We start from the raw sequence: 26209 nt of genomic DNA on the forward strand, positions 1-26209 counted from the left end.
CTTGAGCGCCAAGGATACCGACAGCCTGCCGCAAAGCGCCCCGGCCCTGCCCGGGGCGCATTCGCTGTTCAGCCCCGAAAGCTTCCTGCCGGCGCTGACCGAGGCGCTGCGCGACATCGCCGAGCCGCGCGAGATCCGGGCGCGCACCGTCGCGATCCTGACCCAGGCCCGCAATGCCGCCATGGGCGACATCGCCGCGGGCTTCATGTCCCACCCCCGCGCCGCGCGCGAGACGGTGCGCGCCATCGCCAGCCTTACCGACGCCACGGTGACGGCGATCCACCACGTCGCGACCACCATCCTGCACCCGCTGCTCAACCCTACGGATGCCGAGCGGCTGGCGGTGCTGGCCATCGGCGGCTATGGCCGGGCCGAGATGGCGCCGCAATCCGACGTGGACCTGCTGTTCCTGACGCCGTGGAAGGTCAGCGGCTGGGCCGAGAGCGTCGTGGAATCGATGCTCTACATGCTGTGGGACCTGAAGCTGAAGGTCGGCCAGTCCACGCGCTCGATCGACGACTGCCTGCGGCTGGGCGCGGGCGACATCACCATCCGCACCAGCCTGCTGGAGCACCGGCTGATCTGCGGCCATGCCACCGCCGCCGAAGTCCTGCGCGACCGGCTGTGGTCCGAGCTTTTCGACAAGACCGTCCCCGAATTCATCGAGGCGAAGCTGGCCGAGCGGGCCGAGCGCCACCGCCGCCAGGGCGGTCAGCGCTATGTGCTGGAGCCGAACGTCAAGGAGGGCAAGGGGGGCCTGCGCGACCTGCAGACCCTCTACTGGATCGCGAAATACATCCATCGCGTCGACCGCGCCGTGGAGCTGGTCGATCTGGGTTTCTTCACCCGCGAAGAGCACCTGACCTTCTGGCAGGCCGAGGACTTTCTCTGGGCGGTGCGCTGCCACCTGCACCTGATCGCGGGACGGCCGGCCGACAAGCTGACCTTCGACATGCAGGTCGAGGTCGCCAGGCGCATGGGCTATCGCGACCTGGGCGGGCGCCGCGCGGTCGAGATATTCATGCAGGACTATTTCCTGCACGCCACCAGGGTGGGCGAGCTGACGCGGGTGTTCCTGGTCGCGCTGGAGGCAAGGCACCTCTACCGCGCACCGATCATGAACCTGCTGTTCCAGCGCCGCCGCCGGGTCCGCTCGGGCTTCCGGATGGACCGGGGCCGGCTGACCTATGCCGATGAAAAGCAGTTCCTGTCCGATCCGCTGAACATCCTGCGGCTTTTCGAAGAGGCGCTTCGGACCGGCATCCTGATCCATCCCGACGCCATGCGCGTCGTCACCGCCAATCTGGAGATGATCGACGACCGCATGCGTTCGGACCCCGAGGCGGTGCGCATCTTCCTCGACCTGCTCCTGAAGCACGGCAACCCGGAACGTTCGCTGCGCCGGATGAACGAATTGGGGGTGCTGGCCGCCTTCATCCCCGAATTCGCGCCGGTCGTGGCGATGATGCAGTTCAACGTCTATCACCATTACACGGTGGACGAGCACCTGATCCAATGCGTGGCAGCCCTGGCCGCCATCGAGCGCGGCGAGGATGCCGAGGATCTGCCCGTGGTCAGCAAGATCATGAAGGGCAAGGTGAACCGGCGGGTCATCTATCTTGCCGTGCTGCTCCACGATATCGGCAAGGGCCGGGCCGAGGACCATTCGATCCTGGGCGCGCGGCTGGCGCGGCGCATCTGCACCCGCTTCGGCCTGCCTGCGGATGAGATCGAGACCATCGAATGGCTGATCCGCAACCACCTGCTGATGTCGGACGTGGCGCAGAAACGCGACATTGCCGATGCGCGCACGCTTCGCGACTTCGCCAAGGCGGTCAAGACGACCAAGCGGCTGGACATGCTTCTGGTGCTGACCGTCTGCGACATCCGCGGCGTCGGCCCCGGCACCTGGAACAACTGGAAGGCGATGCTGCTGCGCAAGCTGCACCAGGAAACCAAGCTTGCGCTGGAGAACGGGCTGGAGGAGCTGAACCGCGACAAGCGCATCGGCGAGGCCAAGCGTTCGCTGCGCCACCTGCTGACGGCCAAGGGCTGGGAGCCCAGGGCCATCAAGGCCGAACTGGGCCGGCATTACGACAATTACTGGCCGGGCCTGCCGACCGAGACGCAATATGTCTTTGCCCAGATGCTGAAGGACCTGGGCGATCACGAGATCCGCACCGACCTGCATCCCGATACCGACCGCGATGCGACGCGGGCCGCCTTCGTGCTGGCCGACCATCCCGGCATCTTCTCGCGCATGGCCGGCGCCCTGGCGCTGGTGGGCGCGAATATCGTCGACGCGCGCACCTATACCACCAAGGACGGCTTCGCCACCGCCGTGTTCTGGTTGCAGGATGCGGACGGCCATCCCTATGCCGCCGACCGCCTGCCCCGCCTGCGCACCATGATCCAGCGCACCCTGAAGGGCGAGATCGTCGCGCGCGAGGCGCTGGCCGGCCGCGACAAGCCGAAGAAGCGCGAGGCGGCCTTCCGCTTCCCCACCCATGTCACCTTCGACAACGAGGCATCCGACGTCTACACGGTGATCGAGGTCGATACCCGCGACCGTCCGGGCCTGCTCTACGACCTGACCCGGACCCTGGCCGACAACCACATCCAGATCGCCAGCGCCGTGATCGCCACCTTTGGCGCGCAGGTGGTGGACACCTTCTATGTCAAGGACATGTTCGGGCTGAAGCTGCACCAGCCACAACGCCGCGAGGCGCTGGAAAAAAGACTGCGGCAGGCGATCAAGGAAGGGGTCGAGCGGGCCGAGCGGGCCGAGCGCCCGTCGGGCGGGACGTTCTGAGGGACAGAAGATGCAACCGATACGACTGATCCGGGGCTTTCTCTCGGTGGGGGCCTGGACGCTGGCCAGCCGCGTGGTGGGCTTTGTCCGCGACGTGATGATCGCCGCCTATCTGGGCACCGGCCCGGTGGCGCAGGCCTATATCGTCGCCTTCACCCTGCCCAACATGTTCCGCCGCTTCTTTGCCGAGGGCGCCTTCAACACCGCTTTCGTGCCGATGTTCGCCAAGCGGCTGGAGAGCGGCGAGAACCCGCGCGGCTTTGCCGAAGAGGCGTTCTCCGGCCTGTTCTCGGTGGTGCTGGTCGTTTCGCTGATCGCGCATCTCGCCATGCCCTGGTTGGTGCTGATGCAGGCGGCGGGTTTCAAGGGCGACGAGCGTTTCGAGCTTGCGGTGATCTATGGCCGCATCTGCTTTCCCTATATCCTGTTCATCTCGCTGACAGCGCTGCTCTCGGGGCTTCTGAACGCCGGCGGGCGGTTCATGGCGGCGGCCGCCGCCCCGGTGCTGATGAACTTCGTGCTGATCGCCGCCATGCTGCTGGCGGACTGGCGGGGCTGGGACATGGGGCTGGCCATGGCATGGTCCACGCCGGTCTCGGGCATCGCGCAGCTTTTCACCGTCTGGTGGGCGGCGAAGCGCATGGGCTTTGCCCTGCACCTGCGCCGGCCCAAGCTGTCGCCGGACATGCGGCGGCTTCTGGCCGTGGCGGCGCCCGCCGTGCTGGCCGGCGGCGTGGTGCAGGTCAACCTGCTGGTCGGGCGGCAGGTCGGCTCGTTCTTCGACGGTGCCATCGCCTGGCTGACCAATGCCGACCGACTGTATCAACTGCCGCTGGGGGTGGTGGGCATCGCCATCGGCATCGTGCTCTTGCCCGACATCTCGCGCCGGCTGAGGAACGGCGATACCGGCGGCGGCCGCCATGCCTATAGCCGCGCCGCCGAATTCGCGCTGTTCCTGACCGTGCCTGCCGCCGTGGCGCTGGTGATCGCGGCCTATCCGCTGATCTCGGTGCTGTTCCGGCGCGGCGCCTTCCTGACCGCCGATGTCGGCCCGACCGCGCTGGCGCTGGCGATCTATGGCCTGGGCCTGCCGGCATTCGTGCTGCAAAAGGTGCTGCAACCGCTGTATTTCGCGCGCGAGGACACGCGCACCCCCTTCCGCTTCGCCGTCTGGTCGATGGTGGTCAATGCGGTGGTGGCGCTGGGGCTTGCGCCCTTCATCGGCTTTTCCGCCGCCGCCTGGGGCACCACCATCGCCGGCTGGACCATGGCCGCGCAGCTCTGGCGCGGCACCCGCGCCTTTGGCGAGGCGGCCGAGCTTGACGAGCGGTTCCGCCACCGCCTGCCCCGCATCTGCGCCGCATCCGCCCTTATGGGCGCGGTGATATGGGGGCTGATGCTGGCACTGGGCGATGCGCTGGAGCAGCCGGGGACGCGCTATCTGGCGCTGGCCGCGCTGGTCCTTGGCGGGATCGCGGCCTATGGCGCGGCGGCGCTGGTTCTTGGCGCCTTCCGCCCCTCGGACCTGCGCGCGGGCTTCCGGCGTCAGCGCTGACGGATCTGGCGCATCACGCGCCCGACCCCGCCCGGGATCAACACGAAGGACAAAAGGAAGCCGCAGCAGAATCCGGCGATCTCGGCGATCCAGGTCAGGCTGCCGTCCTGGAACAGGATGGCGAAGACCAATTGGAAAGCCAGCAGCATGCCGATCAGGACAAAGGCGCGCAGCCGGTTCGCGTTCTCCTGTCCGAGCCGGGTCCAGAGCAGGAAGGTAAAGGCGCCGACGAAGCCGTAGACCGCCGGATAGCCGCCGATCAGCGCCTGAAAGCGGAATTGCGGCAAGAGCCCGGCGGCCAGCGTATAGACCAGCGCGCCGCCGATGGCCGAGCCGAAGAACAACGCGGCGACCGCCCAGGCGCGGAACTGATGCGCGATCAGGTTCCCCAGCGCCAGCGTGAAGACGATCACGAAAAGCGCATGGGTCAGCGACAGGTGCACGAAGGGATAGGTGACGATGCGCCAGCTCTGGTCGAACAGAAAGGTCCGCATCTGCCACAGCCGCAGCACGAATTCGGGGATATAGGCGGTGCGCTCGACCGCGATCTGGCGCATGGCAAGGCCGGCGCCCTGCCCGCCCCCACCGATAAAGCCCATCTGGGCAAGGCCGAACACCGCCTCGCAGGCGATCATCGGCAGCGCGATCATCCAGACCACGGCGGGCACGGGGTTCAGCGGCGATTCATCGTAACCGGGACGCATCGAGGCTCCTTTCCAGCGGGCTCCTGCGCCCCTGTCCTATCTGCGGGCGGTTGCGCCCGCGCGGGGCAAGAGGTAAGCCAGCCACCGGGATTTTCCAAGCAGGTAGTGCCATGACCACGAGCTTCGCCAAGCGCATCTTCTCCGGCATCCAGCCCTCGGGCGGGCTGACGCTGGGGAACTATCTGGGCGCGCTGAAACGCTTTGCGGACTATCAGGGCAAGGGTGCCGAGACGATCTATTGCGTCGTGGACCTGCATGCGATCACCGTCTGGCAGGAGCCCGAGAAGCTGCGCCACAACACCCGCGAGGTCGCGGCGGCCTTCATGGCCTCGGGCGTGGACCCCGAGGTCTCGATCCTGTTCAACCAGAGCCAGGTTTCGCAGCATGCCGAACTCGCCTGGCTTTTCAACACCGTGGCGCGGGTCGGCTGGATGTATCGCATGACCCAGTTCAAGGACAAGGCCGGCAAGAACAGCGAGAATTCCAGCCTGGGCCTTCTGGCCTATCCCTCGCTGATGGCCGCCGACATCCTGGCCTATCACGCCACCGCCGTCCCGGTGGGCGAGGACCAGAAGCAGCATCTGGAACTGACCCGCGACATCGCCGCCAAGTTCAACCACGATTATGGCGTCGACTTCTTCCCGATCACCGAGCCGATGATCGAGGGCACGGCCACCCGCGTCATGTCCCTGCGCGACGGATCCAAGAAGATGTCGAAATCCGATCCCTCGGATGCCAGCCGCATCAACCTGACCGACGATGCCGATGCCATCGCGCAAAAGATCCGCAAGGCGCGCACCGATGCCGATCCGCTGCCGGGGTCGATGGAGGGGCTGAAGGACCGGCCCGAGGCGAAGAACCTCGTCAATATCTATGCCGCGCTGACCGGCGAGAATGGCGACCAGGTGCTGGCGCGGTTCGAGGGCCAGGGCTTCGGCGCCTTCAAGCCGGCGCTGGCCGAGGTGGCGGTCGAGGCGCTGGCCCCGATCACCCGGCGGATGACCGAGTTCATGGCCGACCCGGCCGAGATCGACCGCATCCTGGGCCGCGGCGCCGGCCAGGCCGCCGCCATCGCCGGACCCATCGTCGAGCGCACCAAGGACATCATGGGCATGATCCGCTCGCGCTGAGCGCCGCGAGCGGACTCACGAATGTTTCAATGACTTCCCGGCAGGATGGGCTATGATTCCCCGATCCTGCCGCAAAACGGGAAAAGCCATGCCTGATCAGCTGTCGAGGATGCTCGGCGAACGCCCCTGGCTTCTGGCCGACGGGGCGACCGGGACCAATCTCTACAACATGGGGCTGGCGCCGGGTCAGGCGCCCGACCTGTGGTGCGAAACCCATCCCGAAAAGGTGCGCGAACTGCACCGGCAGATGATCGCCTCGGGCGCCGACATCATCCTGACCAACAGCTTCGGCGCCAATGCCAGTCGGTTGCGGCTGGCCAAGGCGCAGGACAAGGTGGCCCAGCTGAACCGCGCCGCCGCCCGTCTGGCGCGCGAGGCGGCGGCCGAGGTCGGCCGCGCCGTGGTCGTCGCCGGCTCGATCGGCCCGATCGGCGAGATCATGGCCCCGATGGGCCGGCTGACCGAGGCCGAGGCCGCCGCCATGTTCACCGAACAGGCACAGGCGCTGAAGGATGGCGGCGCCGATCTGCTGTGGGTCGAGACCATCAGCGCCGTCGAGGAGATGCGCGCCGCCGCCAAGGCCGCGCAGGCCGTCGGCATGCCCTGGTGCGGCATGATGAGCTTTGAGCCGGGCGGACGCAGCATGATGGGGGTGACGCCGCCGCAGCTTGCCTCGCTGATCGACCGGCTGTCGCACCCGCCCATCGCCTATGGCGCGAATTGCGGCACCGGCCCGGCCGAGCTGCTGCTGGCGGTGGCCGGTTTCGCCGCTTCGGGCAACGAGCGTCCGCTGATCGCCAAGCCGAATGCTGGCGTGCCCCGCTATCAGGACGGCGGGCTGATCTATGATGCGACGCCCGAGGTCATGGCCGAATTCGCCGTGCTGGCTCGCGACCTGGGCGTGCGCATCGTCGGCGGCTGCTGCGGCACTACGCCCGAGCATCTGGCCGCCATGCGCGACGCGCTGGTCGCCGCGCCGCGCGGGCCGCGCCCCTCGCCCGAGCGCATCTCGGCCCGCATCGCCGAGGTCATGGGACCGGGGGAATAGTCAGAACAGCGTCAATTGGTCCCCAGCCCGCGGCGGAGGACCGAAGCGGCTGCAATCCAGCACCTCGGCCTCGCGCACCAGCCCCAGCCGCTTGCGGGCCAGGCGGAAACGCTGGTGCAGCAGGTCGGCCTCGTGCCCTTCGCCACGCATGCGCTTGCCAAAGCGCGGGTCGTTGTCGCGCCCGCCGCGCATGGCCTGGATACGCGCCATCACATGCGCCGCCTTGCCGGGGTGGTGGCGCTCCAGCCAGTCGCGGAACAGCGGCGCCACCTCCAGCGGCAGGCGGATCGGGATCATGCCGGCGGCACTTGCCCCGGCGTCGCGGGCGGCCTGCATGATGCGCTCCAGCTCATGCTCGGTCAGCACCGGGATGATCGGCGCCACCATGACCCGCACCGGCACGCCGGCATCCGAAAGCACCCGGATCATCCGCAGCCGGGTCGCGGGCGCCGGCGCGCGCGGCTCCATCTGCCGCGCCAGATCCGCGTCCAGCGTGGTCAGGGAAATGCAGACCATCGCCTGCCCCTTGGCCGCCATCGCCCCCAGCAGGTCCGCGTCGCGCATCACCGTGGCGCCCCGCGTCACCAGGCTCAGCGGGTGGTTCCAGTCATGCAGCACCTGCAGGCAGCCGCGCATGATGCCCAGCTTGGCCTCGATGGGCTGGTAGGGGTCGGTATTGGTGCCAAAGGCGATGGGCGCGACGGCATAGCCCCGCCTGCCGATCTCGGCCGCGAGCAGTTCGGGGGCGTTGGGCTTGGCCACGATTCGCGTCTCGAAATCCAGCCCGGGCGACAGGCCCAGATAGGCATGGCTCGGTCGGGCGAAGCAATAGATGCAGCCATGCTCGCAACCGCGATAGGGGTTGATCGAGCGGTCGAAGGGAATGTCGGGCGACGTGTTGCGGGTAATGATCGAGCGCGCCCGCTCCTGCGTGATCTCGGTGCGCAGCAGGTCCTGGTCCTCGGGTATGTCCCAGCCGTCGTCCTCGCGCTCGGTCCGGTAGGGCTCGAACCGCGCTGCGGGGCGCGAGTCGGCGCCGCGGGCGCGCAGGATCTCGTCGGGGTTCCGGGGTGGCAGGCTCATGCCGCCACGCTAGAATATTTAGAGAACATTTTCCAGCGCGCGCAGGAAACCCGGCGGCGCAGGCCGGATTAATCGCCCGCGGGCCTTTTCGTCGGAGGCGCGCGGGGGCATATTGAGGGCAACGGAGGATGACATGCCGCTGCCGCATTTCCTGTTCCTGATCCTTGCCGTGATCCTGGCCGCCGGGCTGACGATCTGGGCGGCGAGCGCCGTGGGCATTCCGCTGTTCGCGCTGGGTCTTGTGGCGCTGCTGGCGGCCGCGATCGCGCATCTGACGACACGCGATCACCGAAGCTAGCTTTCCGGCCGCTGCCCGAAAACCGGGCCGAAACCCGAACCAGCCGGAAGAAAAGGCGCAGGCGGCGCGAATCGCCGCCCCTTCGCCATGGTGTTACGCGGCCGCGTTGCCCGGTTTCTCGGCACCGTCCTTGATCGCCGAAAGCGCGGCCTCTTCCGTCCATGCTCGTCCGTTGGCATTCGGATCGTGCAGCACGGACCATGCCCAGGAGGCGATGCCCGGCTGTTTCGGATCGTGACAGATGCGCCCCACCGGCACCTCGTTGCGGCAAATCGTCCAGTCACCAGAAACGGGTTTACCATCCACCACGGTCTGAATACGTGTCCACATGCGAGATCCTTTCTTGTCTTTTCGTTGATCGCCCTGCATGGCCGCAGATGCGGGCGCCATGCGCGCGGGCGACGGTCGCAGCGCCGGACGAATGCGAATCGGCGCGTAAGCAGGCTTGATGTCATCACGCAAACCTGACGATTTCTTTAACCGGCATTGCCCGTCGCTGCAATAAATCCGCTGCGTCCCAGGCCGACTCTGTCCGAAAAACTGTCAGGATGCAGAGAAAATACCAGATATAACAACTGATTACCGAGACATTCTACTCTGCAATCAGCTCCGTATCCCAGTAGAGAAAATCCATCCAGCTGTCGTGCAGATGGTTGGGCGGGAAGCGCCGGCCGATGGCGTGCATCTCCTCCGGCGTGGGCCGGCGAGGCGGGCGACGCAGCCTAAGCCCCGAATTCTTCAGCAGTTTGTTGGCCTTCCTCAGGTTGCAGGGCGAACAGGCGGCGACGACATTCTCCCAACTGGTGATCCCTCCGCGCGAGCGCGGCAGGACATGGTCAAAGGTCAACTCGCCCTTCGCACCGCAATACTGGCAGCAGAATTCGTCCCGCAGAAAAAGATTGAAGCGCGTGAATGCCACGCGCTTCTGGGGTTTGACGAAGTCTTTCAGCACGACGACCGAGGGGATGCGTATCGCGTGATGCTGGCTGCGCACCACCTCGTCATATTCGGCGATGATCTGGACACGGTCCAGGAACACCGCCTTCACCGCCTCCTGCCAGGGCCAGAGCGACAGCGGATAATAGCTGAGCGGTCTGAAATCGGCGTTTAGGACCAGTGCGGGATGGTGGCGCAAGAAGGATGGCTCGCGCACGAATTGGGTTCGGAATTCGCCATGGTCGTCCAGCATCGGCCCTCGCTTCGCCTTGTCCGGGACGGGTCAGAACATGGCACCGACTATATATCGCGGTTCCGGGCTGACAAGTCCCTGAATATATGCCTGGCACACAAATAGCCCTGTGGCGTGACAGCGGCGTGACAAGGCTCAATGCGGCGAGGCGATCTTCATCAGCACCAGGCCCGCAACGATCAGCACCGCGGCGAGAAGGCGCAGCGAATCGGCCGATTCGCCCAGCAACAGCACCCCCAGAACGAAGGTGCCGACCGCGCCGATGCCCGTCCAGATGACATAGGCGGTGCCCAGGGGCAGCACCTTCATCGACAGCGACAAAAACCAGACGCTGGCCGCCATGGCGACAAGGGTGGTGGCGGTCGCCCAGGGCCGGGTGAAGCCGTCGGACTGCTTCATGGCAAAGGCCCAGATCACCTCGAACAACCCCGCCACACCCAGATAGATCCACGCCATGCCTTGCCTCCTGTCCTGCCGGGCAGGTTGTGGCGGCGCATGGGGCAAGGTCAAGCCGGGCTGGCCCCACCGAAGGATTGCTGGCAAGATGGCGGCATGACGATACCGCCCAAGCTGATCGGCACGCTGGAATCCGCGCTTTACGCCGAGGATCTGGACGAGGCTGCCCGTTTCTGGACCGGAATCATCGGCCTGCCCGAGATCGCCCGGGTGCCCGGCCGGCATGTGTTCTTTCGCTGCGGCGCGCAGGTGCTGCTGGTGTTTCGTGCCGACGCGACCCGCATCCCGCCCAAGCCCGATGCCCGCCTGCCTGTGCCGCCGCATGGCAGCGAGGGGCCGGGGCATTTCTGCATGGGCGCCAAGCCGGACACGTTCGACGCCTGGCGCGCGCATCTGGAGGCGTCGGGCATCGAGATCGAGGCCGATTTCATCTGGCCGCAAGGCGGCAGGTCGCTGTATTTCCGCGATCCTGCCGGGAACTCCATCGAGATTGCCGATCCCGCGATCTGGGCGTGACCGACGGGCCGGCCGAAAGGATCAGCGGCGGGCGCGCACCGCTGCGGGCTGCGGCGCCAGAAGACGCAGGGAAACCATGCCGGCCGGAATCAGGGCGATCGCGGTCATCCAGATCAGGGTCATGTGCACTCTCCTCGTCTCTTCCTCTTTAAGAAGGTAGGGACTGCATTTCCTTTCGCAAGTGCGAAATCGCCCAAAGACCTTACGACCCGGCGGCAAACCGCTCCTTCAGGAAGGCCAGGGCCACGGACAGCCCGTCGGGCGAGATGCCGTGGCCGGTATTCTTCATCACATGGCCGTAGACGGTGAAGCCGGCCGCCTGCAGCGCCTCGCCGGCGATCCCCATGCTTTCGAAGGGCACGACCGGGTCCTGGTCGCCATGGATCAGCAGGACCGGCGGCTTGACCCGCGCCTGGCCCACGTTCTCGGGGTCCAGCAAGCGGCCCGAGAACCCCACCACCCCGGCGATCTCTTCTTGGCGCTGCGGAGCGACGGCCAGCGCCATCATCGTGCCCTGCGAAAAGCCGACCAGCGCCAGCCTGTCCGCGGCCAGCCCTTCATCCGCCAGAACCTTGTCCAGGAAGGCATTGATGTCCTTGAAGGATTGCGCCGCCGATTCCTTGGCCTGCGTCTCGGACGAGCCGTCCATCCAAGGGATGGGAAACCACTGATAGCCCATCGGATTGTTCACGCAGGGCTCGGGTGCGTTCGGGGCATAGAAGGCGGTGCCGGGCAGATGCGGCGCCAGCGGATCGGCCAGTCCCAGCAGGTCGGCCCCGTCGGCGCCGTAGCCGTGCAGAAAGACCACCACGGAATCGGCCTGGCGCGGCCCCTTGCGTTCGGATTTCAACTCGCGCAGCATCTCGTCCCCCTCAGCGGACGCCCTCGCGCCCTTTTGCGGCCCGGTAATAGGCCCAGAGCGCCCGGGCCGCAACCGCCCGCCAGGGCCGCCACGGCTCGGCCAGCTCGGTCAGGGCGGCCGGACGGGGGCGTTCCGGCAGGCCATGGAGCAGCCGCGCCGCCTCGGCCAGCGCCAGATCGCCCGCGGCAAAGGCATCCGCCCGGCCAAGCGCGAATTTCAGATAGATGTCGGCGGTCCAGCGCCCGATTCCCGGCAAGGCGGTCAGCCGGGCGATCACCGCCTCGTCGGGCAGGTCGCGCAAGCCCGCCCAGTCCACCCCTGCCCCGGCAATGCCGCGCAGATAGCGGATCTTGGGCCGCGACAGGCCGGCGGCGCGCAGCGTCTCGTCATCCGCTGCGGCGATTCCCGCCTCATCGGCCAGCCTCGCCGCAGCCATGCGCGCGGCGATGGCATTGGCAGCCTGGGTCGAGATCTGCTGCGAAACCACCGCATCGCGGATTGCCGGGAACCCTTCGGGCCAGCGCCGCAGCGGCAGCGGCATCAGCGCCGGCAACTCGCGCGCCCAGACCGGACAGACCCGCATCAGATGCGCCGCGCCCTCCTCCAGATCGGCCGGGGCGCGGATTTCGCGCATCAATCCTCTTCCTCGTCGGCCAGCCGCGCCTCTTCCTTCAGCCGGGTCTCGAAGGCCATCGAGATGTGATGGCGCAGCGCCTGTTCCGCCGCCGCCCCGTCATGGGCGGCGATGGCATCGACGATGGCCTGGTGCTCGTCCAGGGTGACGACGTCGCGGCCCTGCGCCGCCAGGCTGGTGCGCGCCATCAGGGCCATGCTGCGATGCACCAGGTCCAGTTGCTGCACCAGATAGCGGTTGTGCGAGGCCAGGTGGATCTGGTGGTGAAAGCGGCGGTTCGCCCGTGCCAGGGCCTGCGGGTCGCCCAGGATGGCGCGGTCGTCCTCGACCATGCCGGCCAGAACGCGCACCTCCTCGGGCGTGGCGTGGCGGGCGGCCAGCCGCGCCGCCAGCGCCTCGAGCTCGGCGCGCACCGTGTAAAGCTCGGCCAGCTGGTTGTGGTCCAGCGTGGCGACGATCAGGCTGCGCCCGTCGCGTTTCAGCATGGACTGGGTTTCCAGCCGTTGCAGCGCCTCGCGGACCGGGGTGCGCGAAACGCCGAAGCGTTCGGCCAGTTCGGATTCGACCAGCCTGTCGCCGGGGCGATAGCTGCCGTTGTCGATGGCGGAGAGGATCAGGGAATAGGCGTCTTTCATGGCACGCACGATCCGCGCTCGGAACGGCGATTGCAAGCGCCATGCCGCGGGTTTAGGCAGGGATCATGGATTTTCGGCATGTCACCACCTGGATCTTCGATCTGGACAACACGCTTTATGCGCCCGAGGTCAGGCTTTTCGCCCAGATCGAGCGGCGCATGACCGCCTATGTCATGCGCGAGCTGCGCGTGACCGAGGCCGAGGCGAACCGGCTGCGCAGCCATTACTGGCGCGAGCACGGCACCACGCTGGCCGGGCTGATGGCCGAACACGGCATCGCCCCGCTGCCCTATCTGCGCGATGTCCACGACATCGACTTCACCGTTCTGACGCCCGACCCGGAACTGGCCGGGCTGATCACTGCCCTGCCCGGCCGCAAGATCGTGCATACCAATGGCGACAGCGCCTATGCGACGCGGGTGCTGGAGCACCGCGGGCTGATGGTGTTCGATGCGATCCACGGCGTCGAGGAGGTGGGTTTCCACCCCAAGCCGGACCCGCGCGCTTATGCCGCAGTCCTGGCCGCCGAAGGCTTCGAGCCGTCCCGCGCCGCCATGTTCGAGGACGACCCCCGCAACCTTGCCATCCCGCATCGGCTTGGAATGCGGACGATTCTCGTCGGAACCGGCCGTCATGGCCCGGACGATCTGGCCGAGGGCCAGGACCACGGCCCGCATGTCCACTATCGCACCCAGGATCTGGGCGAATTCCTGCGCGGGCTTGCCGCAAGCGGCGGTCCGGGTAAGATCTGACGTTCCGCCGACAGGAAACAGATAACTAGGGAACGCGCATGTCCGAGCCACTCACCCCCGCCGAAGCCAAGGCCGAGGCCCGCACCGCCACCGCCCTTTTCACCTTCGCCCTGCTGGTCGTCGTGCTTTCGGTGCTGGCCCTCGTGCTCTGGGGCCTGCCGGCGCTCAGCCTGATCGCGCTGGCCGCGACCGTGCTGGTCTTCGGCATGCTCGCCGCCTATGCGGCCGGGTTCTAGGCAGGCCGGAACCAGACATGCAGATCGACGATACCGAGATCCTCGTCTCCGGCGGCGGCATCGCCGGGCTCATCGCGGCCGCCGCCTTCGGCAGCGCGGGACATTCCGTGATCTGCGTCGACCCCGCCCCGCCGGTCACCGAAGAGGCGGCCCAGGGATCGGACCTGCGCAGCACCGCCTTCCTGCACCCCTCGATCGCGGTGCTGCAGGCGGCCGGCTTGTGGGAGCGCCTCGCCCCCCATGCCACCGCGCTGCAAACCATGCGCATCATCGATGCCGGCGGGAAACTGTCGCAAGCGCGGTTGACCCGCGATTTCGACGCTTCCGAGATTTCGGACCAGCCCTTCGGCTGGAACCTGCCCAACTGGCTTCTGAAGCGCGAGATCTCGGCGCGGCTCGCCGGCCTGCAAAACGTCCGCTTCCTGCCCGGCACCGGGACGGCGGGACTGGTGGTCCGCGACAGCGAGGCGCTGGCCACGCTGACCGACGGCAGCCGCATCCGGGCAAGGCTGGTGATCGGCGCCGACGGCCGCAACTCGCCGGTGCGCCAGGCGCTCGGCATCGGCACCCGCACGCTGCGCTATGGACAAAAGGCGCTGGCCTTCGCCGTCACCCATGAACGCCCGCACGAGAACGTCTCGACCGAGGTCCACCGCTCGGGCGGCCCCTTCACGCTGGTGCCCTTGCCCGACCGGGACGGAAAACCCTCCTCGGCCGTGGTCTGGATGGAACGCGGCCCCGAGACCGCCCGGCTGCGCGCCCTGCCGCCCGCGGAATTCGAGGCCGAGCTGAACCGCCGCTCGGCCGGCGTGCTGGGCCATCTGACCCAGGCGACCCGGCTGACGGAATGGCCGATCATCAGCCAGATCGCCGACCGCTTCACCGGCCCGCGCACGGCGCTGATCGCCGAAGCCGCGCATGTCGTCCCGCCCATCGGCGCGCAGGGGCTGAACATGAGCCTCGCCGATCTGGCCTCGCTCATCGCCCTCTCGACCGGCGATCCCGGCAGTGCGAGATCGCTCGCCGCCTATGAGCGCCGCCGCCGCCCCGAGGCGCTCGCGCGTCTTATCGGCATCGACGCGCTGAACCGCGCCAGCATGATCTCGGCCCGCCCCCTGCGCGACCTGCGCGCTGCCGCCCTGGGCGGCCTCTACGCCGTGGCGCCCGTGCGCCGGATCATGATGCGCGCCGGCCTGGGCGTGACCTGATCCGCCTTCACCGTTTCCCAAATACTCATCGTGCCGGCCCATCAGGCACGGCCCCGGACTTCTTCGTTCCCCAAATACTCATGGGACCGCGCCACCGGCGCCGCCCTTCCCGGTGGCGCCCGTCCGCGCAATCTGCCAGATAGCGAGCATGGCCAAACCGATCACCGCCTTCACCTGCACCGCCTGCGGCGCCAGCCATCGCAAATGGGCCGGCCGCTGCGACGCCTGCGGCGCCTGGAACACCGTCATCGAGGAGGCGCCGCTCAGCCAGGGCCCCGGCCGCGGCCTCGGCACGCTCAAGGGCAAGCCTATCCCGCTTTCGGGCCTCGCCACGCAGGATGCGCCGCCCAGGCGCGCCACCTCTGGCATCGCCGAGCTCGACCGGGTGCTGGGCGGCGGGCTTGTCCCCGGCTCGGCCATTCTCGTCGGCGGCGATCCGGGCATCGGCAAGTCCACCCTGCTGCTGCAGGCCGCCGCCGCCTTTGCCCGCGCCGGTCAGCAGGCGATCTATGTCTCGGGCGAGGAAGCCAGCGCCCAGGTCCGGTTGCGCGCACAGCGCCTGGGCCTGGGCGACGCGCCCGTCCGCCTGGGTGCCGAGACCGCGCTGCGCGACATCCTGACCACGCTCGACGCCGAGCGCCCCGACGTGGCGGTGATCGACTCGATCCAGACGCTCTGGTCCGACCGGATCGAGGCCGCGCCCGGCTCAGTGGCGCAGGTCCGCGCCAGCGCGCATGAACTCGTCACCTTCGCCAAGCGGCGCGGCACCTCGGTCATCTTGGTCGGCCATGTCACCAAGGAGGGCCAGATCGCCGGCCCCCGCGTGGTCGAGCACATGGTCGACACCGTGCTGTATTTCGAGGGCGAGCGCGGCCACCAGTTCCGCATCCTGCGCGCCCACAAGAACCGTTTCGGCCCCGCCGACGAGATCGGCGTCTTCGAGATGACCGGGGGCGGGCTTGCCGAGGTCGCCAACCCCTCGGCGCTGTTCCTGTCCGAACGCGGCGAGGCCAGCGCCGGCTCGGCGGTCTTTGCCGGGATCGAGGGCACGCGCCCGGTGCTGACCGAGGTGCAGGCGCTGGTCGCCCCCTCGACATTGGCAAGTCCCCGCCGAACCGTGGTCGGGCTGGATGGCGGACGGGTCTCGACCATCCTCGCCGTGCTTGAGGCGCGCTGCGCCGTCCCCTTCGCGGGTCTCGACGTTTTTCTCAATGTTGCCGGGGGGATGCGCGTCAGCGAGCCCGCCGCAGACCTTGCCATCGCCGCCGCGCTGCTCAGCGCGCGCGAGGACGTGGCGCTGCCGCCCGAGGCGGTGCTTTTCGGCGAAATCAGCCTCTCGGGCGCGCTGCGGCCCGTCGCGCAGGCGGAAAACAGGTTGAAAGAGGCGCAGAAACTTGGTTTTTCACGAGCGATCCTGCCTTCGGCCACCAAGGTCGAGGGCGTGGCCGGGATGCGAATCGACCGCATCGCGGATCTGACAAGTTTCGTGGGCGAGACATTCGGCGCCGGATGAACTCGTCCCAAAGACGCGGGGAATGCCGCGAAAGGGCGTGAAAATGGACGGATTCACCATCATCGACGGCATTGTCGCCGTCGTGATCATCCTCTCGGCGATCCTGGCCTATGCGCGGGGCTTCGTGCGCGAATCGCTGGCGATTCTCGGCTGGATCGGCGCGGCGGTGCTGGCCTTCATCTTCGCGCCGACGGTGCGGCCGATGGTGGCGCAGGTTCCGGGGCTGAACGAGTTCCTGGCCGACAGCTGCGAACTGGCCACCATTGCCGGCTTCGCCGCAGTCTTCGCGCTGGCGCTGGTGCTGTTCTCGATCATCACGCCGCTGTTTTCCTCGGTCGTGCAGCGCTCGGCGCTCGGCGGCGTGGATCAGGGCATGGGGTTCCTCTTCGGGGTGGCGCGCGGCATCCTGCTCGTCGCCATCGCCTTCATCGTCTATGACCGGGTGATGGCGACGCAGCCCGTGGCGGTGGTCGAGAACTCCCGCTCGGCGCAGGTGTTCGAGCGCATGCGCGGCCAGATGGACCAGCAGATCCCGCAGGACGCGCCGGGCTGGGTGGTCAGCCGCTATGAACAACTGGTGCGCAGTTGCGTGCCCTCGGGCCAGCCGGTCGACGCCCAGACGCCCGCCCCCACGCCCGCCGCACCGGCGAATTGAGCCGATATGGCCAATTTGTGACATAAAAAGCGCCCCGCGATGGCCGTGGGGCGTGACTTCGTCCGCCTGACACCCTAGATTGGCGTCAAGCGTCCCATACCCAGCCCCGGAATAGCCCCAAGAGTCGGTGATGATGCAGCCATTCCTTGCCCATCCCTTCGATTCCGACCGCCTGCATGAAGAATGCGGCGTGTTCGGCGTGATCGGAGTGACGGATGCCGCCAATTTCGTCGCATTGGGGCTGCATGCCTTGCAGCACCGCGGGCAGGAGGCCGGCGGCATCGTCGCCCATGATGCCGAGCAGGGCTTCAACAGCGCCCATCGCTTCGGCTATGTGCGCGACAACTTCACCAAGCAAAGCCTGATGGAGACCCTGCCGGGCTCGCTCGCCATCGGCCATGTGCGCTATTCCACCGCCGGCACCAAGGCGGCGACGGCGATCCGCGACGTGCAGCCCTTCTTTGGCGAATTCGCCATGGGCGGCTGCGCGCTCGCCCATAACGGCAACATCACCAACGCCATGGCGCTGCGCCGCGAGCTGATCGAGCGCGGCTCGATCTTCCAGTCCAGTTCGGACAGCGAATGCATCATCCACCTGATGGCGCGTTCCATCCAGCGCAACATCCCCGAGCGGATGAAGGACGCGCTGCGCCGGGTCGAGGGCGCCTTCAGCGTCATCGCCATGACCCGCACCAAGCTGATCGGCGTGCGCGACCCGCTGGGCGTGCGCCCGCTGGTGTTGGGCCGCATCGGCGACGAGGGTTTCGTGCTTGCCTCCGAAACCTGCGCGCTCGACATCATCGGCGCCGAGTTCCTGCGCGAGATTGAGCCGGGCGAAATGGTGGTGATCTCCAAGGGCGAGATCGAGTCCTCGCGCCCCTTCGGTCCCTCGACGGGGCGCTTCTGCATCTTCGAGCATGTGTATTTCTCGCGTCCCGATTCGATCATCGGCGGCCGTTCCGTCTATGAGACCCGGCGCCAGATCGGCGTGGAACTGGCCCGCGAGGCGCCGGTCGAAGCCGACCTGGTCTGCCCGGTGCCCGACAGCGGCACGCCGGCCGCCATCGGTTATGCGCATGAAAGCGGCATCCCCTTCGGCATGGGCATCATCCGCAACCAGTATATGGGCCGGACCTTCATCGAACCGACCGAGCAGATCCGAAACATGGGCGTGCGGCTGAAGCTCAACGTCAACCGCGCGCTGGTCAAGGGCAAGCGCGTGGTGCTGGTGGACGATTCGGTGGTGCGCGGAACGACCTCGCGCAAGATCAAGGACATGATCCTGGATGCCGGCGCGGCCGAGGTGCATTTCCGCATCGCCTCGCCGCCGACTGCCTGGCCCTGCTTCTACGGCGTGGACACGCCCGACCGCGAAAAGCTGCTGGCCGCGCAGATGTCCGAGGAAGAGATGCGCGAATGGATCGGCGTCGACAGCCTGGCCTTCGTGTCGCTTGACGGGCTTTATCGCGCCGTGGGCGAGGCGCGGGGCCGCAACAGCGCCTGCCCGCAATATTGCGATGCCTGTTTCTCGGGCGAATATCCGGTGGCGCCCTTCGACCAGCTTGAACGCGGCTTCCGCATGAAATCCGATTGCGCCGCGCATCCGGTCACCGACCACGCGGCAGAGTGATCCGTCCGCGGCCGGGACGCGGGGCCATAAAAAAGCCGGGGGCTCGATGCTCCCGGCTTTTTTCGCTTTCGCGACCTGCGGCCTGCCGGTTCAGATGCGGCCGATCTGTTCGGGCAGGATGACGGTGAAGCGGCTGCCCTTTCCGCGCTCGCTTTCGATGCGCAGGCGGCCGCGATGCCGGTTCACGATATGCTTGACGATGGCCAGGCCCAGCCCGGTGCCGCCCTGCTCGCGCGAGCGATGCGTGTCGACGCGATAGAACCGCTCGGTCAGGCGCGGCAGGTGCTGCTGATCGATGCCCTCGCCCTGGTCGGCGACGGAAACCGCCCAGGCCGGGCCGCGCAGCACCGGCTCATGCGCCAGCCGTTCCAGCGTCACCGTCGCCACGCCGCCACCGCCGCCGTATTTCAGCGCGTTCTCGACCAGGTTGTGAAACACCTGAACCAGTTGGTCGGCGTCGCCCGGCACCGGCACCTTGCCGGCTGCGCCCTGCAATTCCAGCCGCACCCCGGCCGCGGCGGCGGCGGGCGTCAGCGTTGCCACGACGCTGCGCAGCAGCCCGGCCAGGTCCAGGTTCTGCGCCGGGCGGCGGCGCTCGTCCTGCTCGACGCGGCTCAGCGACAAGAGGTCGGCAACCAGCCGGTTCATCCGCCCCGCTTCGCGCTCCATGATGTCGAGAAAGCGCGCACGCGCGGCGGGATCGTTGCGGGCCGGACCGCGCAAGGTCTCGATAAAGCCCATCAGCGCGGTCAGCGGCGTGCGCAGTTCATGGCTGACATTGGCGACGAAGTCGCGGCGCATCTGCTCGGTTTCCTCATCGCGCGAGCGGTCCTCGATCACCACGGCCGCACCCAGCAGCCCCGGCGCCTGCAAGGCCGTCACCGTCACCTCGCAAAACACGCGTCGGTCGGCCGCGCCCAGGGTGACGTTCAGCCGCGCCCGTTCCTGCCCGGCCAGCACGGCATCCAGCGCGGCATTGACCTCGGGGTGGCGCAGCACGGTGACGAAGGGTCGCCCGCCCGGCACCGCACCCAGAAGCGCCTCGGCCGGCTCGTTGGCGCCCAGGATGCGCGCCTGCCGGTCGACGACCAGCATCGCCACCGGCACGGCCCGCAAAAGCGCATGCAGCCGCGCCTCGATCATCCCCGGCCGGCCTGCACCAGCCCCTGCCGAAAGCGGGCGGCGTTGCGGTTATAGCCTTCGGCCGATTTCAGCAGTTGCGCCCGCGCCGCCTCGTCCAGCTCGCGCACGATCTTTCCGGGCGCGCCCATGACCAGAGAGCCGGGCGGGATCACCTTGTTCTCGGCAATCAGGGCTCCGGCGCCGATCAGCGAGCCGGCGCCGATCCTCGCCCCGTTCAGGATGATCGCGCCCATGCCGATCAGCGCGCCTTCCTCGATGGTGCAGCCGTGCAGGATGGCGCGGTGACCGATGGTGCAGTTCGCGCCGATGCTCAGCGGATAGCCGATATCGGTATGGCAGACCGTCAGGTCCTGCACGTTCGCATTCCGGCCGACGCGGATTTCCTCGTTGTCGCCGCGCAGCACGGCGCCGAACCAGACGCTGGCGCCCGGCTCCAGCACGACCTTGCCCATCAGCTGCGCATCCGGCGCCACCCAGGCGTCCTCGGCGATTTGCGGCGCGATACCGTCCAGTTCCCAGATCATGCGCTTTCCTCCTCCATGAGCGCCCGAACGAAGGGGCCAAGCCCCACCTGCCGGGCGCGGCGCATCCGCTCGGCCCGCAGGATGGTCTTCAGCGCCTCGGCGCTGCGGTCCAGGTCGTCGTTGACGATGACATAATCGTATTCCGCCCAATGGCTGATTTCGTCGCGGCTTTTGCGCATGCGGCCGGCGATCACCTCCGGCGCGTCCTGCTGGCGCGAGATCAGCCGGCGCTCCAGCTCGGCCAGGCTGGGCGGCAGCACGAAGATCGAGATGACATGTCCGCCAAGGCCGGACGCGCGGATCTGCTGGCCGCCCTGCCAGTCCACGTCGAACAGCGTGTCGCGGCCGGCGCGCATCGCCTCCTCGACCGGGCCGCGCGGGGTGCCGTAGAAATTGCCGAAGACCTCGGCATGTTCCAGCATCTCGCCCGCCGCGACCATGGCGCGGAACTGCTCGGCGGTGCGGAAATAGTAATGCTCGCCCTCGACCTCGCCGGGGCGCGGCCTGCGGGTGGTGGCCGAGACGGAAAAGCGCAGGCCCGGATCCCAGTCCATCAGCTGCCGCGCCAGCGTCGATTTGCCCGCCCCCGAGGGCGAGGACAGGATCACCAGAAGTCCGCTGCGCTCCATCTCCATCCGCCTTGTCCCCTGCCGTTCCAGCGCCGCCTGAATGGCCCTGCCCGCCAGCAGGGTCAAGCCCCGCCCGGCGGCGGGCGGGGTTTTAACCATTGGTCAAGAAATCGCTCGGCAGCCGGAAAGGAAAGGTCTAGGTTTCCGCCAGGGGTTTGCTTCGCGAGTGACAGGTAAGGCCGGGACGGATGTCGGACGATCACGGACAGGACGGGGATTCCCCGCGCAGGCCCGATTTTCCCCGGAACCGGCCGGGAAAACTGCTGCATCTCGCCGATTATGAGCCCGTGCAGATGGACCGTATCCTGGGCGAATTGCGCGGTTACTGGGAGGGGTTGCGCCATGGCCGCGCCATTCCCGACCGCGCCGATGTCGAGCCGCGTGGCATCCGTCGGGCGCTGGATTACGCCTTTATCCTGGAGCGCATCGCACCGGGTGCGGCCCGGTTCCGCCTGGCCGGACGCCATCTGGTCGACCTGATGGGGATGGAGGTGCGCGGCATGCCGCTTTGCGCCCTGCTGCACACCAGTTCGCGTGGCCGGTTGTCGGATGTGCTGGAAAGCGTGTTTCGCGGCCCGCAGATCGCCGAGATCGTACTCGACTCCCCCGCCGGCTATGGCCGGCCGGCGCTGAGCGGCCGGATGCTGCTTTTGCCGCTGCGCTCGGACCTGGGGGACGTGACGCGGGCGCTTGGCTGCCTGATCGCCGAGGGCCGGATCGGCGAAGCCCCGCGGCGCTTCGACCTGCGGTCGGACGCGGAATTCCCGGTCATTCCCGGCGCCAGGGTGCTGGAGCCTTCGCCTTCGTCGCCGGGATTCGCCGAGCCTCCGCCGCGCTGGGGCGGCACCCCGCCGGCCGAACCGCCGTCCAAGGACGCAAGCCCCGAGGAACGCCGTGCCCGCTTTCATGTCGTCAGCAGCGACAAGCCGCCTGGCATCGGCTTCTGACCCGGCGTGGCAAGGCGCGCGCCGGATCGCCGGCATTCCCCGGCCGGCGCGCATGAAAAAGGGCGGCCGGGTCCAAGCCCAGCCGCCCGCTTCTCCGGCTTGCAGGCGGTCAGCCCGCCTTGGCCTGCTTGCTCGCGCCGTTGACGCGGCGGTTGCGCAACTCCTCGGCCACCAGGAAGGCCAGTTCCAGCGACTGGCTGGCGTTCAGCCGCGGATCGCAGGCCGTGTGATAGCGGTTCGACAGATCCTCGTCGGTGACGGCGCGCACGCCGCCGATGCATTCGGTCACGTCCTGGCCGGTCATCTCGAAATGCACGCCACCGGGGATGGTGCCCTCGGCGCGGTGGACGGCAAAGAATTCGCACACCTCGCGCAGCACCGAATCGAAGGGCCGGGTCTTGTAGCCCGAAGCCGACTTGATGGTGTTGCCATGCATCGGATCGCAGGACCACACGACATTCGCGCCCTCTTCGCGCACGGCACGGATCAGCCGCGGCAGATGGTCGCCGACCGAACCGGCGCCGAAGCGCGCGATCAGCGTCAGCCGGCCCGGCTCGTTTTCCGGGTTCAGCTTGGCGATCAGCGCCTTGAGGTCGCTGTCGCTGATCGAGGGGCCGCATTTCAGCCCGATCGGGTTCTGCACGCCGCGGCAGAACTCGACATGGGCACCGTCCACCTGGCGGGTGCGGTCGCCGATCCAGATCATGTGGCCCGAGCCCGCGACCGGCAGGCCGGTGGTCGAATCGATCCGTGCCAGAGCCTCTTCGTATTCCAGCAGCAGGGCCTCGTGGCTTGTGTAGAAATCGACCTTGCCGAGGTCATGCGCGGTTTCCGAGGTCACGCCCGCCGCCGCCATGAAGGCCATCGCGTCGCTGATGCGCTCGGCGATATCGCGATAGCGCGCCGCCTCCTCGCCGCCGGTGAAATCGCTGATCCAGCTTTGCACCCGGTGGATGTCGGCATAGCCCCCGGTCGAGAAGGCGCGCAGCAGGTTCAGCGAGGCCGCCGCCTGGGTATAGGCCGCAAGCATGCGCTGCGGATCGGGGATGCGCGCCTCGGGCGTGAAATCGAAGCCGTTGATGATGTCGCCGCGATAGCTGGGCAGTTCCTGCTCGCCCATCTTCTCGGTCGGGGCCGAGCGCGGCTTGGCGAACTGGCCCGCCATGCGGCCGACCTTGACCACCGGAAGCTGCGCGCCCCAGGTCAGCACGACTGCCATTTGCAGCATGACCTTGAACGTGTCGCGGATGTTGTCGGCCGAGAATTCGGCAAAGCTTTCCGCGCAATCGCCGCCCTGCAGCAGGAAGGCGCGGCCGGCCGCGACCTCGCCCAGCGAGGCTTTCAGGCGGCGCGCCTCGCCGGCAAAGACCAGCGGCGGGTATTTGGCCAGCTGCGCCTCGACGGCGGCGACACCGGGCTGGTCGGGATAGTCAGGCATCTGGACGCGCGGATAGGCGCGCCAGCCACGCTTGTCCCATGCCTGTGCCGGGGTCGCGGAACTGGAATTCGTCGGTGCCATGATCCTATCCTTCATGCAATCTGTGCCTGCCATATAGAGGTTGTATGCCCAAAGGAAAAGCCTTGCGCGCGCCACGATTGCCTGCTGATCTGCCGCGGATTCCAGACGCGCGACCGACATGCCAGACCTCGATCCAGCAACGCCCCCCGTCCCGGGGCAGATCACGGCGCCTTCCGGGGCCCAGGCGCTGCGCTATGTCTTCCTGTTGCTGGACCGTTTCACCATGGTTTCCTTTGCCGCCGCCATCGAGCCTTTGCGGCTGGCGAACCGGCTGGCCGGGCGCGAACTTTACCAGTGGCGGCTGATCGGCGAACAGGGCGAGACCGCGCTTTGCTCGAACGGTGCGCGCATCCTGCTGGACGGCCCGCTGTTTGAAACCCGGCGCGACGACACGGTGCTGGTCTGCGGCGGGCTCGACGTGGCGCGGGCCGCGACGAGGCCGGTTCTGGCCTGGCTTCGGCGCGAGGCGCGGCGCGGCACCCGGATCGGCGCGCTGTGCACCGGCGCCTGGGTCCTGGCCGAGGCCGGGCTGCTCGACGGGCGCCGCGCCACCATCCATTGGGAAAACCAGGACGGTTTCGCCGAGAAATTCCCCGATGTCACCCTGATCCGCACCGTCTTCGTCGAGGACGGCAGCCGGCTGACCGCCGCCGGGGGCACCGCCGCCATCGACCTGATGCTGCGCCAGATCGCCCGCGACCACGGCGCCGAACTGGCGGGGCGGGTGGCCGACCAGATGATCCATACCGCGATCCGCTCGGAAGAGGACCAGCAGCGCCTGTCCAGCCCGACCCGCATGGGCGCGCGCCATCCCCGGCTGGCGCAGGTCCTGGCCCGGATGGAGGCCAATATCGAAGAGCCGGTCAGCCCGGCGCGGCTGGCCGCCGAGGCGGGCCTGTCGCCGCGCCAGCTTGAACGGCTGTTCGCGCGCTATCTCGGCCGCTCGCCCAAGCGCTACTATATGGAACTGCGGCTGGAACGCGCCCGCCACCTGCTCTTGCAGACCGGGATGAGCGTGATGGAGATCGCGCTGGCCTGCGGCTTCGCCTCGACCGCGCATTTCTCGAAATGCTACCGTGCGACCTATGGCTGCACCCCGTATCGCGAACGCGGCGCGGCGGGCGCCGGCTAAGGCATCTTCCGCTGCGGCAAGCGGCGGATCCGACGCCTTCTCCGGTCGCCAAAACGCTTTTCTTTTCAATCGCGCGCTTATAACCTGTCAGACAGGACAATGTTCCACTCAGGGAGACGACTGATGAAAAAGCTTCTTCTGGCCAGCGCCGCCGGAGCCTTGCTTGCCGGTGCCGCCGGTGCCGAGGAAATCAAGATGGGTATTTCGCTGGGCCTGACCGGCCCCTTGGAATCCATTGCGCCGGCCATGCAGAAAGGCGCGGAACTGGCGATGAAGGAGGTCTCGGACAGCGGCAAGCTACTGGACGGCTCGACCGTGACCCCCGTGGTCGCCGACAACACCTGCATCGATGCGGCCGCCTCGGTCGCCGCGGTCACCCGCCTGGTCACGGCCGAGGGCGTCAAGGGCGTCATGGGCGGCATGTGCTCGGGCGAAACCATCGCCTCGCTCGAACAGGTCGGCGTGCCGCAGGGCGTCGTGATGATCTCGCCCTCGGCCACCTCGCCGGCGCTTTCGACCATCGACGACAAGGGCTTCTTCTTCCGCACCTCGCCTTCGGATGCGCGCCAGGGCGAAGTGATGGCCGATATCGTGCTGGAGCGCGGCATCAACAGCGTCGCCGTCACCTATACCAACAACGATTACGGCAAGGGCCTGGCCGACAGCTTCGCCGATGCCTACAAGCAGAAGGGTGGCGCCGTGACCGTGGTTTCGGCCCATGACGACGGCAAGGCCGACTATTCGGCCGAGGTCGCCGCGCTGGCCGCCGCCGGTGGCGATGCGCTGGTGGTGGCGGGCTATGCCGACCAGGGCGGCTCGGGCATTATCCAGGGCTCGCTGGATACCGGCGCCTTCGAAACCTTCGTGCTGCCCGACGGCATGGTGAACCAGACTCTGGTCGGAAAGTTCGGCGCGCAGCTGGAAACCTCGTTCGGCCAGAACCCCTCGGCCGAGGGCGAAGGGCAGGAGAAGTTCGACGCGCTCGCCAAGGAAGCCGGCTTCGACGGCACCTCGGCCTATGCCGGCGAATCCTATGATGCGTCCGCGCTGATGCTGCTGGCCATGCAGGCCGCCAAGTCCTCGGATCCCACGGTCTACAAGGACAAGGTGATGGAAGTCGCCAACGAGCCGGGCGAGAAGATCTATCCCGGTGAACTGGCCAAGGGGCTGGAGCTTCTGGCCGCAGGCCAGGACATCGACTATGTCGGCGCCACCTCGGTCGAGTTGATCGAGCCCGGCGAAAGCGCCGGTGTCTATCGCGAGGTCGATTTCAAGGGCGGCACGCTGAACGTGGTGGGCTATCGCTGAAGCCCGCAAGCCGGGGAAAGGGTCCGATTTTTCGGGCCCTTTTCATAATTAAAAACAATCCCGAAAGGGAAATTCTTCATGCAACGCATGA

The 26209-nt window shown here is 67.8% G+C and carries 27 protein-coding genes; 15 read left to right on the top strand and 12 right to left on the bottom strand.

Features of this window, described 5'->3' with window-relative positions:
• Nucleotide 1 precedes the first annotated feature (1 nt).
• Both QPR87_RS08150 and murJ read left to right on the top strand, forming a co-directional pair.
• Entirely contained in the window at nt 2–2812 is a 2811-nt protein-coding gene (locus QPR87_RS08150; RefSeq protein ID WP_285049092.1) for a [protein-PII] uridylyltransferase, read from the top strand.
• 10 nt (nt 2813–2822) lie between these two features.
• Entirely contained in the window at nt 2823–4367 is a 1545-nt protein-coding gene (gene murJ / locus QPR87_RS08155) for a murein biosynthesis integral membrane protein MurJ (protein ID WP_285049093.1), read from the top strand.
• Here the strand turns inward: murJ and QPR87_RS08160 are convergent.
• A complete protein-coding gene (locus QPR87_RS08160; RefSeq protein WP_011750187.1) occupies nt 4358–5071 on the bottom strand; it encodes a rhomboid family intramembrane serine protease in 714 nt (237 codons plus the stop codon). The two genes, murJ and QPR87_RS08160, sit on opposite strands and share 10 nt — an antisense overlap.
• A gap of 110 nt (nt 5072–5181) precedes the next feature.
• On the opposite strand from QPR87_RS08160, the gene trpS reads away from it, so the two are divergent.
• Nucleotides 5182–6201, top strand: coding sequence for a tryptophan--tRNA ligase (gene trpS, locus QPR87_RS08165; RefSeq protein WP_011750186.1), 1020 nt, complete (start codon nt 5182–5184; stop codon nt 6199–6201).
• An 88-nt stretch (nt 6202–6289) separates the two neighbouring features.
• Nucleotides 6290–7249: a betaine--homocysteine S-methyltransferase gene (gene bmt, locus QPR87_RS08170; protein ID WP_285049094.1), complete on the top strand. Its 960-nt coding sequence runs from the start codon at nt 6290–6292 to the stop codon at nt 7247–7249.
• On the opposite strand, the gene QPR87_RS08175 is transcribed toward bmt, so the two are convergent.
• The gene (locus tag QPR87_RS08175; RefSeq protein ID WP_104490959.1) at nt 7250–8332 is read right to left on the bottom strand and encodes a PA0069 family radical SAM protein; all 1083 of its coding nucleotides are present in this window, start codon (nt 8330–8332) and stop codon (nt 7250–7252) included.
• A gap of 133 nt (nt 8333–8465) precedes the next feature.
• On the opposite strand from QPR87_RS08175, the gene QPR87_RS08180 reads away from it, so the two are divergent.
• The gene (locus tag QPR87_RS08180; RefSeq protein ID WP_199766592.1) at nt 8466–8630 is read left to right on the top strand and encodes a hypothetical protein; all 165 of its coding nucleotides are present in this window, start codon (nt 8466–8468) and stop codon (nt 8628–8630) included.
• 93 nt (nt 8631–8723) lie between these two features.
• Here QPR87_RS08180 and QPR87_RS08185 read toward each other — a convergent pair whose 3' ends face one another.
• The 3 genes from QPR87_RS08185 to QPR87_RS08195 form a co-directional block, all read right to left on the bottom strand.
• On the bottom strand, nt 8724–9092 hold the full coding sequence (locus tag QPR87_RS08185; protein WP_011750183.1) for a hypothetical protein: 369 nt from the start codon (nt 9090–9092) through the stop codon (nt 8724–8726).
• A gap of 130 nt (nt 9093–9222) precedes the next feature.
• Complete coding sequence (locus QPR87_RS08190) at nt 9223–9819, bottom strand: HNH endonuclease (RefSeq protein WP_011750182.1); 597 nt, start codon at nt 9817–9819, stop codon at nt 9223–9225.
• A 135-nt stretch (nt 9820–9954) separates the two neighbouring features.
• A complete protein-coding gene (locus QPR87_RS08195) occupies nt 9955–10275 on the bottom strand; it encodes a DMT family transporter (RefSeq protein WP_285049095.1) in 321 nt (106 codons plus the stop codon).
• Nucleotides 10276–10371: 96 nt separating this feature from the next.
• Here QPR87_RS08195 and QPR87_RS08200 point away from each other — a divergent pair, with 96 nt between their 5' ends.
• Nucleotides 10372–10791, top strand: a complete 420-nt coding sequence (locus QPR87_RS08200; RefSeq protein ID WP_041530433.1) for a VOC family protein — start codon at nt 10372–10374, stop codon at nt 10789–10791.
• Nucleotides 10792–10993: 202 nt separating this feature from the next.
• Here the strand turns inward: QPR87_RS08200 and QPR87_RS08205 are convergent, their stop codons facing one another.
• The 3 genes from QPR87_RS08205 to QPR87_RS08215 are packed head-to-tail and all read right to left on the bottom strand — an operon-like array spanning nt 10994 to nt 12922.
• A complete protein-coding gene (locus QPR87_RS08205; protein ID WP_285049096.1) occupies nt 10994–11653 on the bottom strand; it encodes an alpha/beta hydrolase in 660 nt (219 codons plus the stop codon).
• A gap of 10 nt (nt 11654–11663) precedes the next feature.
• Nucleotides 11664–12287: a DNA-3-methyladenine glycosylase family protein gene (locus tag QPR87_RS08210; protein ID WP_285049097.1), complete on the bottom strand. Its 624-nt coding sequence runs from the start codon at nt 12285–12287 to the stop codon at nt 11664–11666.
• Nucleotides 12287–12922, bottom strand: coding sequence for a GntR family transcriptional regulator (locus QPR87_RS08215; RefSeq protein ID WP_011750177.1), 636 nt, complete (start codon nt 12920–12922; stop codon nt 12287–12289). Before QPR87_RS08215 ends, QPR87_RS08210 begins: the two co-directional genes overlap by 1 nt.
• 65 nt (nt 12923–12987) lie before the next feature.
• Here QPR87_RS08215 and QPR87_RS08220 point away from each other — a divergent pair, with 65 nt between their 5' ends.
• The 6 genes from QPR87_RS08220 (at nt 12988) to purF (ending at nt 18916) form a co-directional block, all read left to right on the top strand.
• Nucleotides 12988–13674 carry a pyrimidine 5'-nucleotidase gene (locus tag QPR87_RS08220; protein ID WP_285049098.1) on the top strand — a complete coding sequence of 229 codons (687 nt, stop codon included), beginning with the start codon at nt 12988–12990 and terminating at the stop codon, nt 13672–13674.
• A 38-nt stretch (nt 13675–13712) separates the two neighbouring features.
• Nucleotides 13713–13910, top strand: a complete 198-nt coding sequence (locus QPR87_RS08225; RefSeq protein WP_041530432.1) for a hypothetical protein — start codon at nt 13713–13715, stop codon at nt 13908–13910.
• Between the two features lie 17 nt (nt 13911–13927).
• Nucleotides 13928–15118: a UbiH/UbiF family hydroxylase gene (locus QPR87_RS08230; protein ID WP_011750175.1), complete on the top strand. Its 1191-nt coding sequence runs from the start codon at nt 13928–13930 to the stop codon at nt 15116–15118.
• Nucleotides 15119–15266: 148 nt separating this feature from the next.
• The gene (gene radA, locus QPR87_RS08235; protein WP_104490953.1) at nt 15267–16631 is read left to right on the top strand and encodes a DNA repair protein RadA; all 1365 of its coding nucleotides are present in this window, start codon (nt 15267–15269) and stop codon (nt 16629–16631) included.
• Nucleotides 16632–16674: 43 nt separating this feature from the next.
• Nucleotides 16675–17286 (top strand): CvpA family protein, encoded by a 612-nt coding sequence (locus QPR87_RS08240; protein ID WP_285049100.1) that lies wholly within the window; start codon nt 16675–16677, stop codon nt 17284–17286.
• A 133-nt stretch (nt 17287–17419) separates the two neighbouring features.
• A complete protein-coding gene (purF, locus tag QPR87_RS08245) occupies nt 17420–18916 on the top strand; it encodes an amidophosphoribosyltransferase (protein WP_086000175.1) in 1497 nt (498 codons plus the stop codon).
• 90 nt (nt 18917–19006) lie between these two features.
• Here purF and QPR87_RS08250 read toward each other — a convergent pair whose 3' ends face one another.
• Genes QPR87_RS08250 through gmk form a run of 3 tightly spaced genes read right to left on the bottom strand, consistent with a single transcriptional unit; the run spans nt 19007 to nt 21212 of the window.
• On the bottom strand, nt 19007–20059 hold the full coding sequence (locus QPR87_RS08250) for an ATP-binding protein (RefSeq protein WP_011750171.1): 1053 nt from the start codon (nt 20057–20059) through the stop codon (nt 19007–19009).
• Complete coding sequence (locus QPR87_RS08255) at nt 20056–20583, bottom strand: gamma carbonic anhydrase family protein (RefSeq protein WP_230999763.1); 528 nt, start codon at nt 20581–20583, stop codon at nt 20056–20058. The genes QPR87_RS08250 and QPR87_RS08255 overlap by 4 nt, the downstream gene beginning before the upstream one ends.
• Nucleotides 20580–21212: a guanylate kinase gene (gene gmk / locus QPR87_RS08260; protein WP_285049291.1), complete on the bottom strand. Its 633-nt coding sequence runs from the start codon at nt 21210–21212 to the stop codon at nt 20580–20582. Before gmk ends, QPR87_RS08255 begins: the two co-directional genes overlap by 4 nt.
• A 188-nt stretch (nt 21213–21400) precedes the next feature.
• On the opposite strand from gmk, the gene QPR87_RS08265 reads away from it, so the two are divergent.
• Nucleotides 21401–22159 carry a PAS domain-containing protein gene (locus tag QPR87_RS08265; protein ID WP_285049101.1) on the top strand — a complete coding sequence of 253 codons (759 nt, stop codon included), beginning with the start codon at nt 21401–21403 and terminating at the stop codon, nt 22157–22159.
• Nucleotides 22160–22268: 109 nt separating this feature from the next.
• Here QPR87_RS08265 and QPR87_RS08270 read toward each other — a convergent pair whose 3' ends face one another.
• Nucleotides 22269–23678, bottom strand: a complete 1410-nt coding sequence (locus QPR87_RS08270; protein WP_285049102.1) for a class II 3-deoxy-7-phosphoheptulonate synthase — start codon at nt 23676–23678, stop codon at nt 22269–22271.
• A gap of 118 nt (nt 23679–23796) precedes the next feature.
• Here QPR87_RS08270 and QPR87_RS08275 point away from each other — a divergent pair, with 118 nt between their 5' ends.
• Together QPR87_RS08275 and QPR87_RS08280 are read left to right on the top strand one after the other, a co-directional pair.
• Entirely contained in the window at nt 23797–24810 is a 1014-nt protein-coding gene (locus QPR87_RS08275; protein WP_011750166.1) for a GlxA family transcriptional regulator, read from the top strand.
• A gap of 123 nt (nt 24811–24933) precedes the next feature.
• Entirely contained in the window at nt 24934–26118 is a 1185-nt protein-coding gene (locus QPR87_RS08280) for an ABC transporter substrate-binding protein (protein WP_011750165.1), read from the top strand.
• Nucleotides 26119–26209 lie beyond the last annotated feature (91 nt).

Origin of the sequence: Paracoccus sp. SSJ (assembly GCF_030234105.1) — a bacterium.
In the GTDB taxonomy this organism is placed as follows: Bacteria; Pseudomonadota; Alphaproteobacteria; order Rhodobacterales; family Rhodobacteraceae; genus Paracoccus; species Paracoccus denitrificans.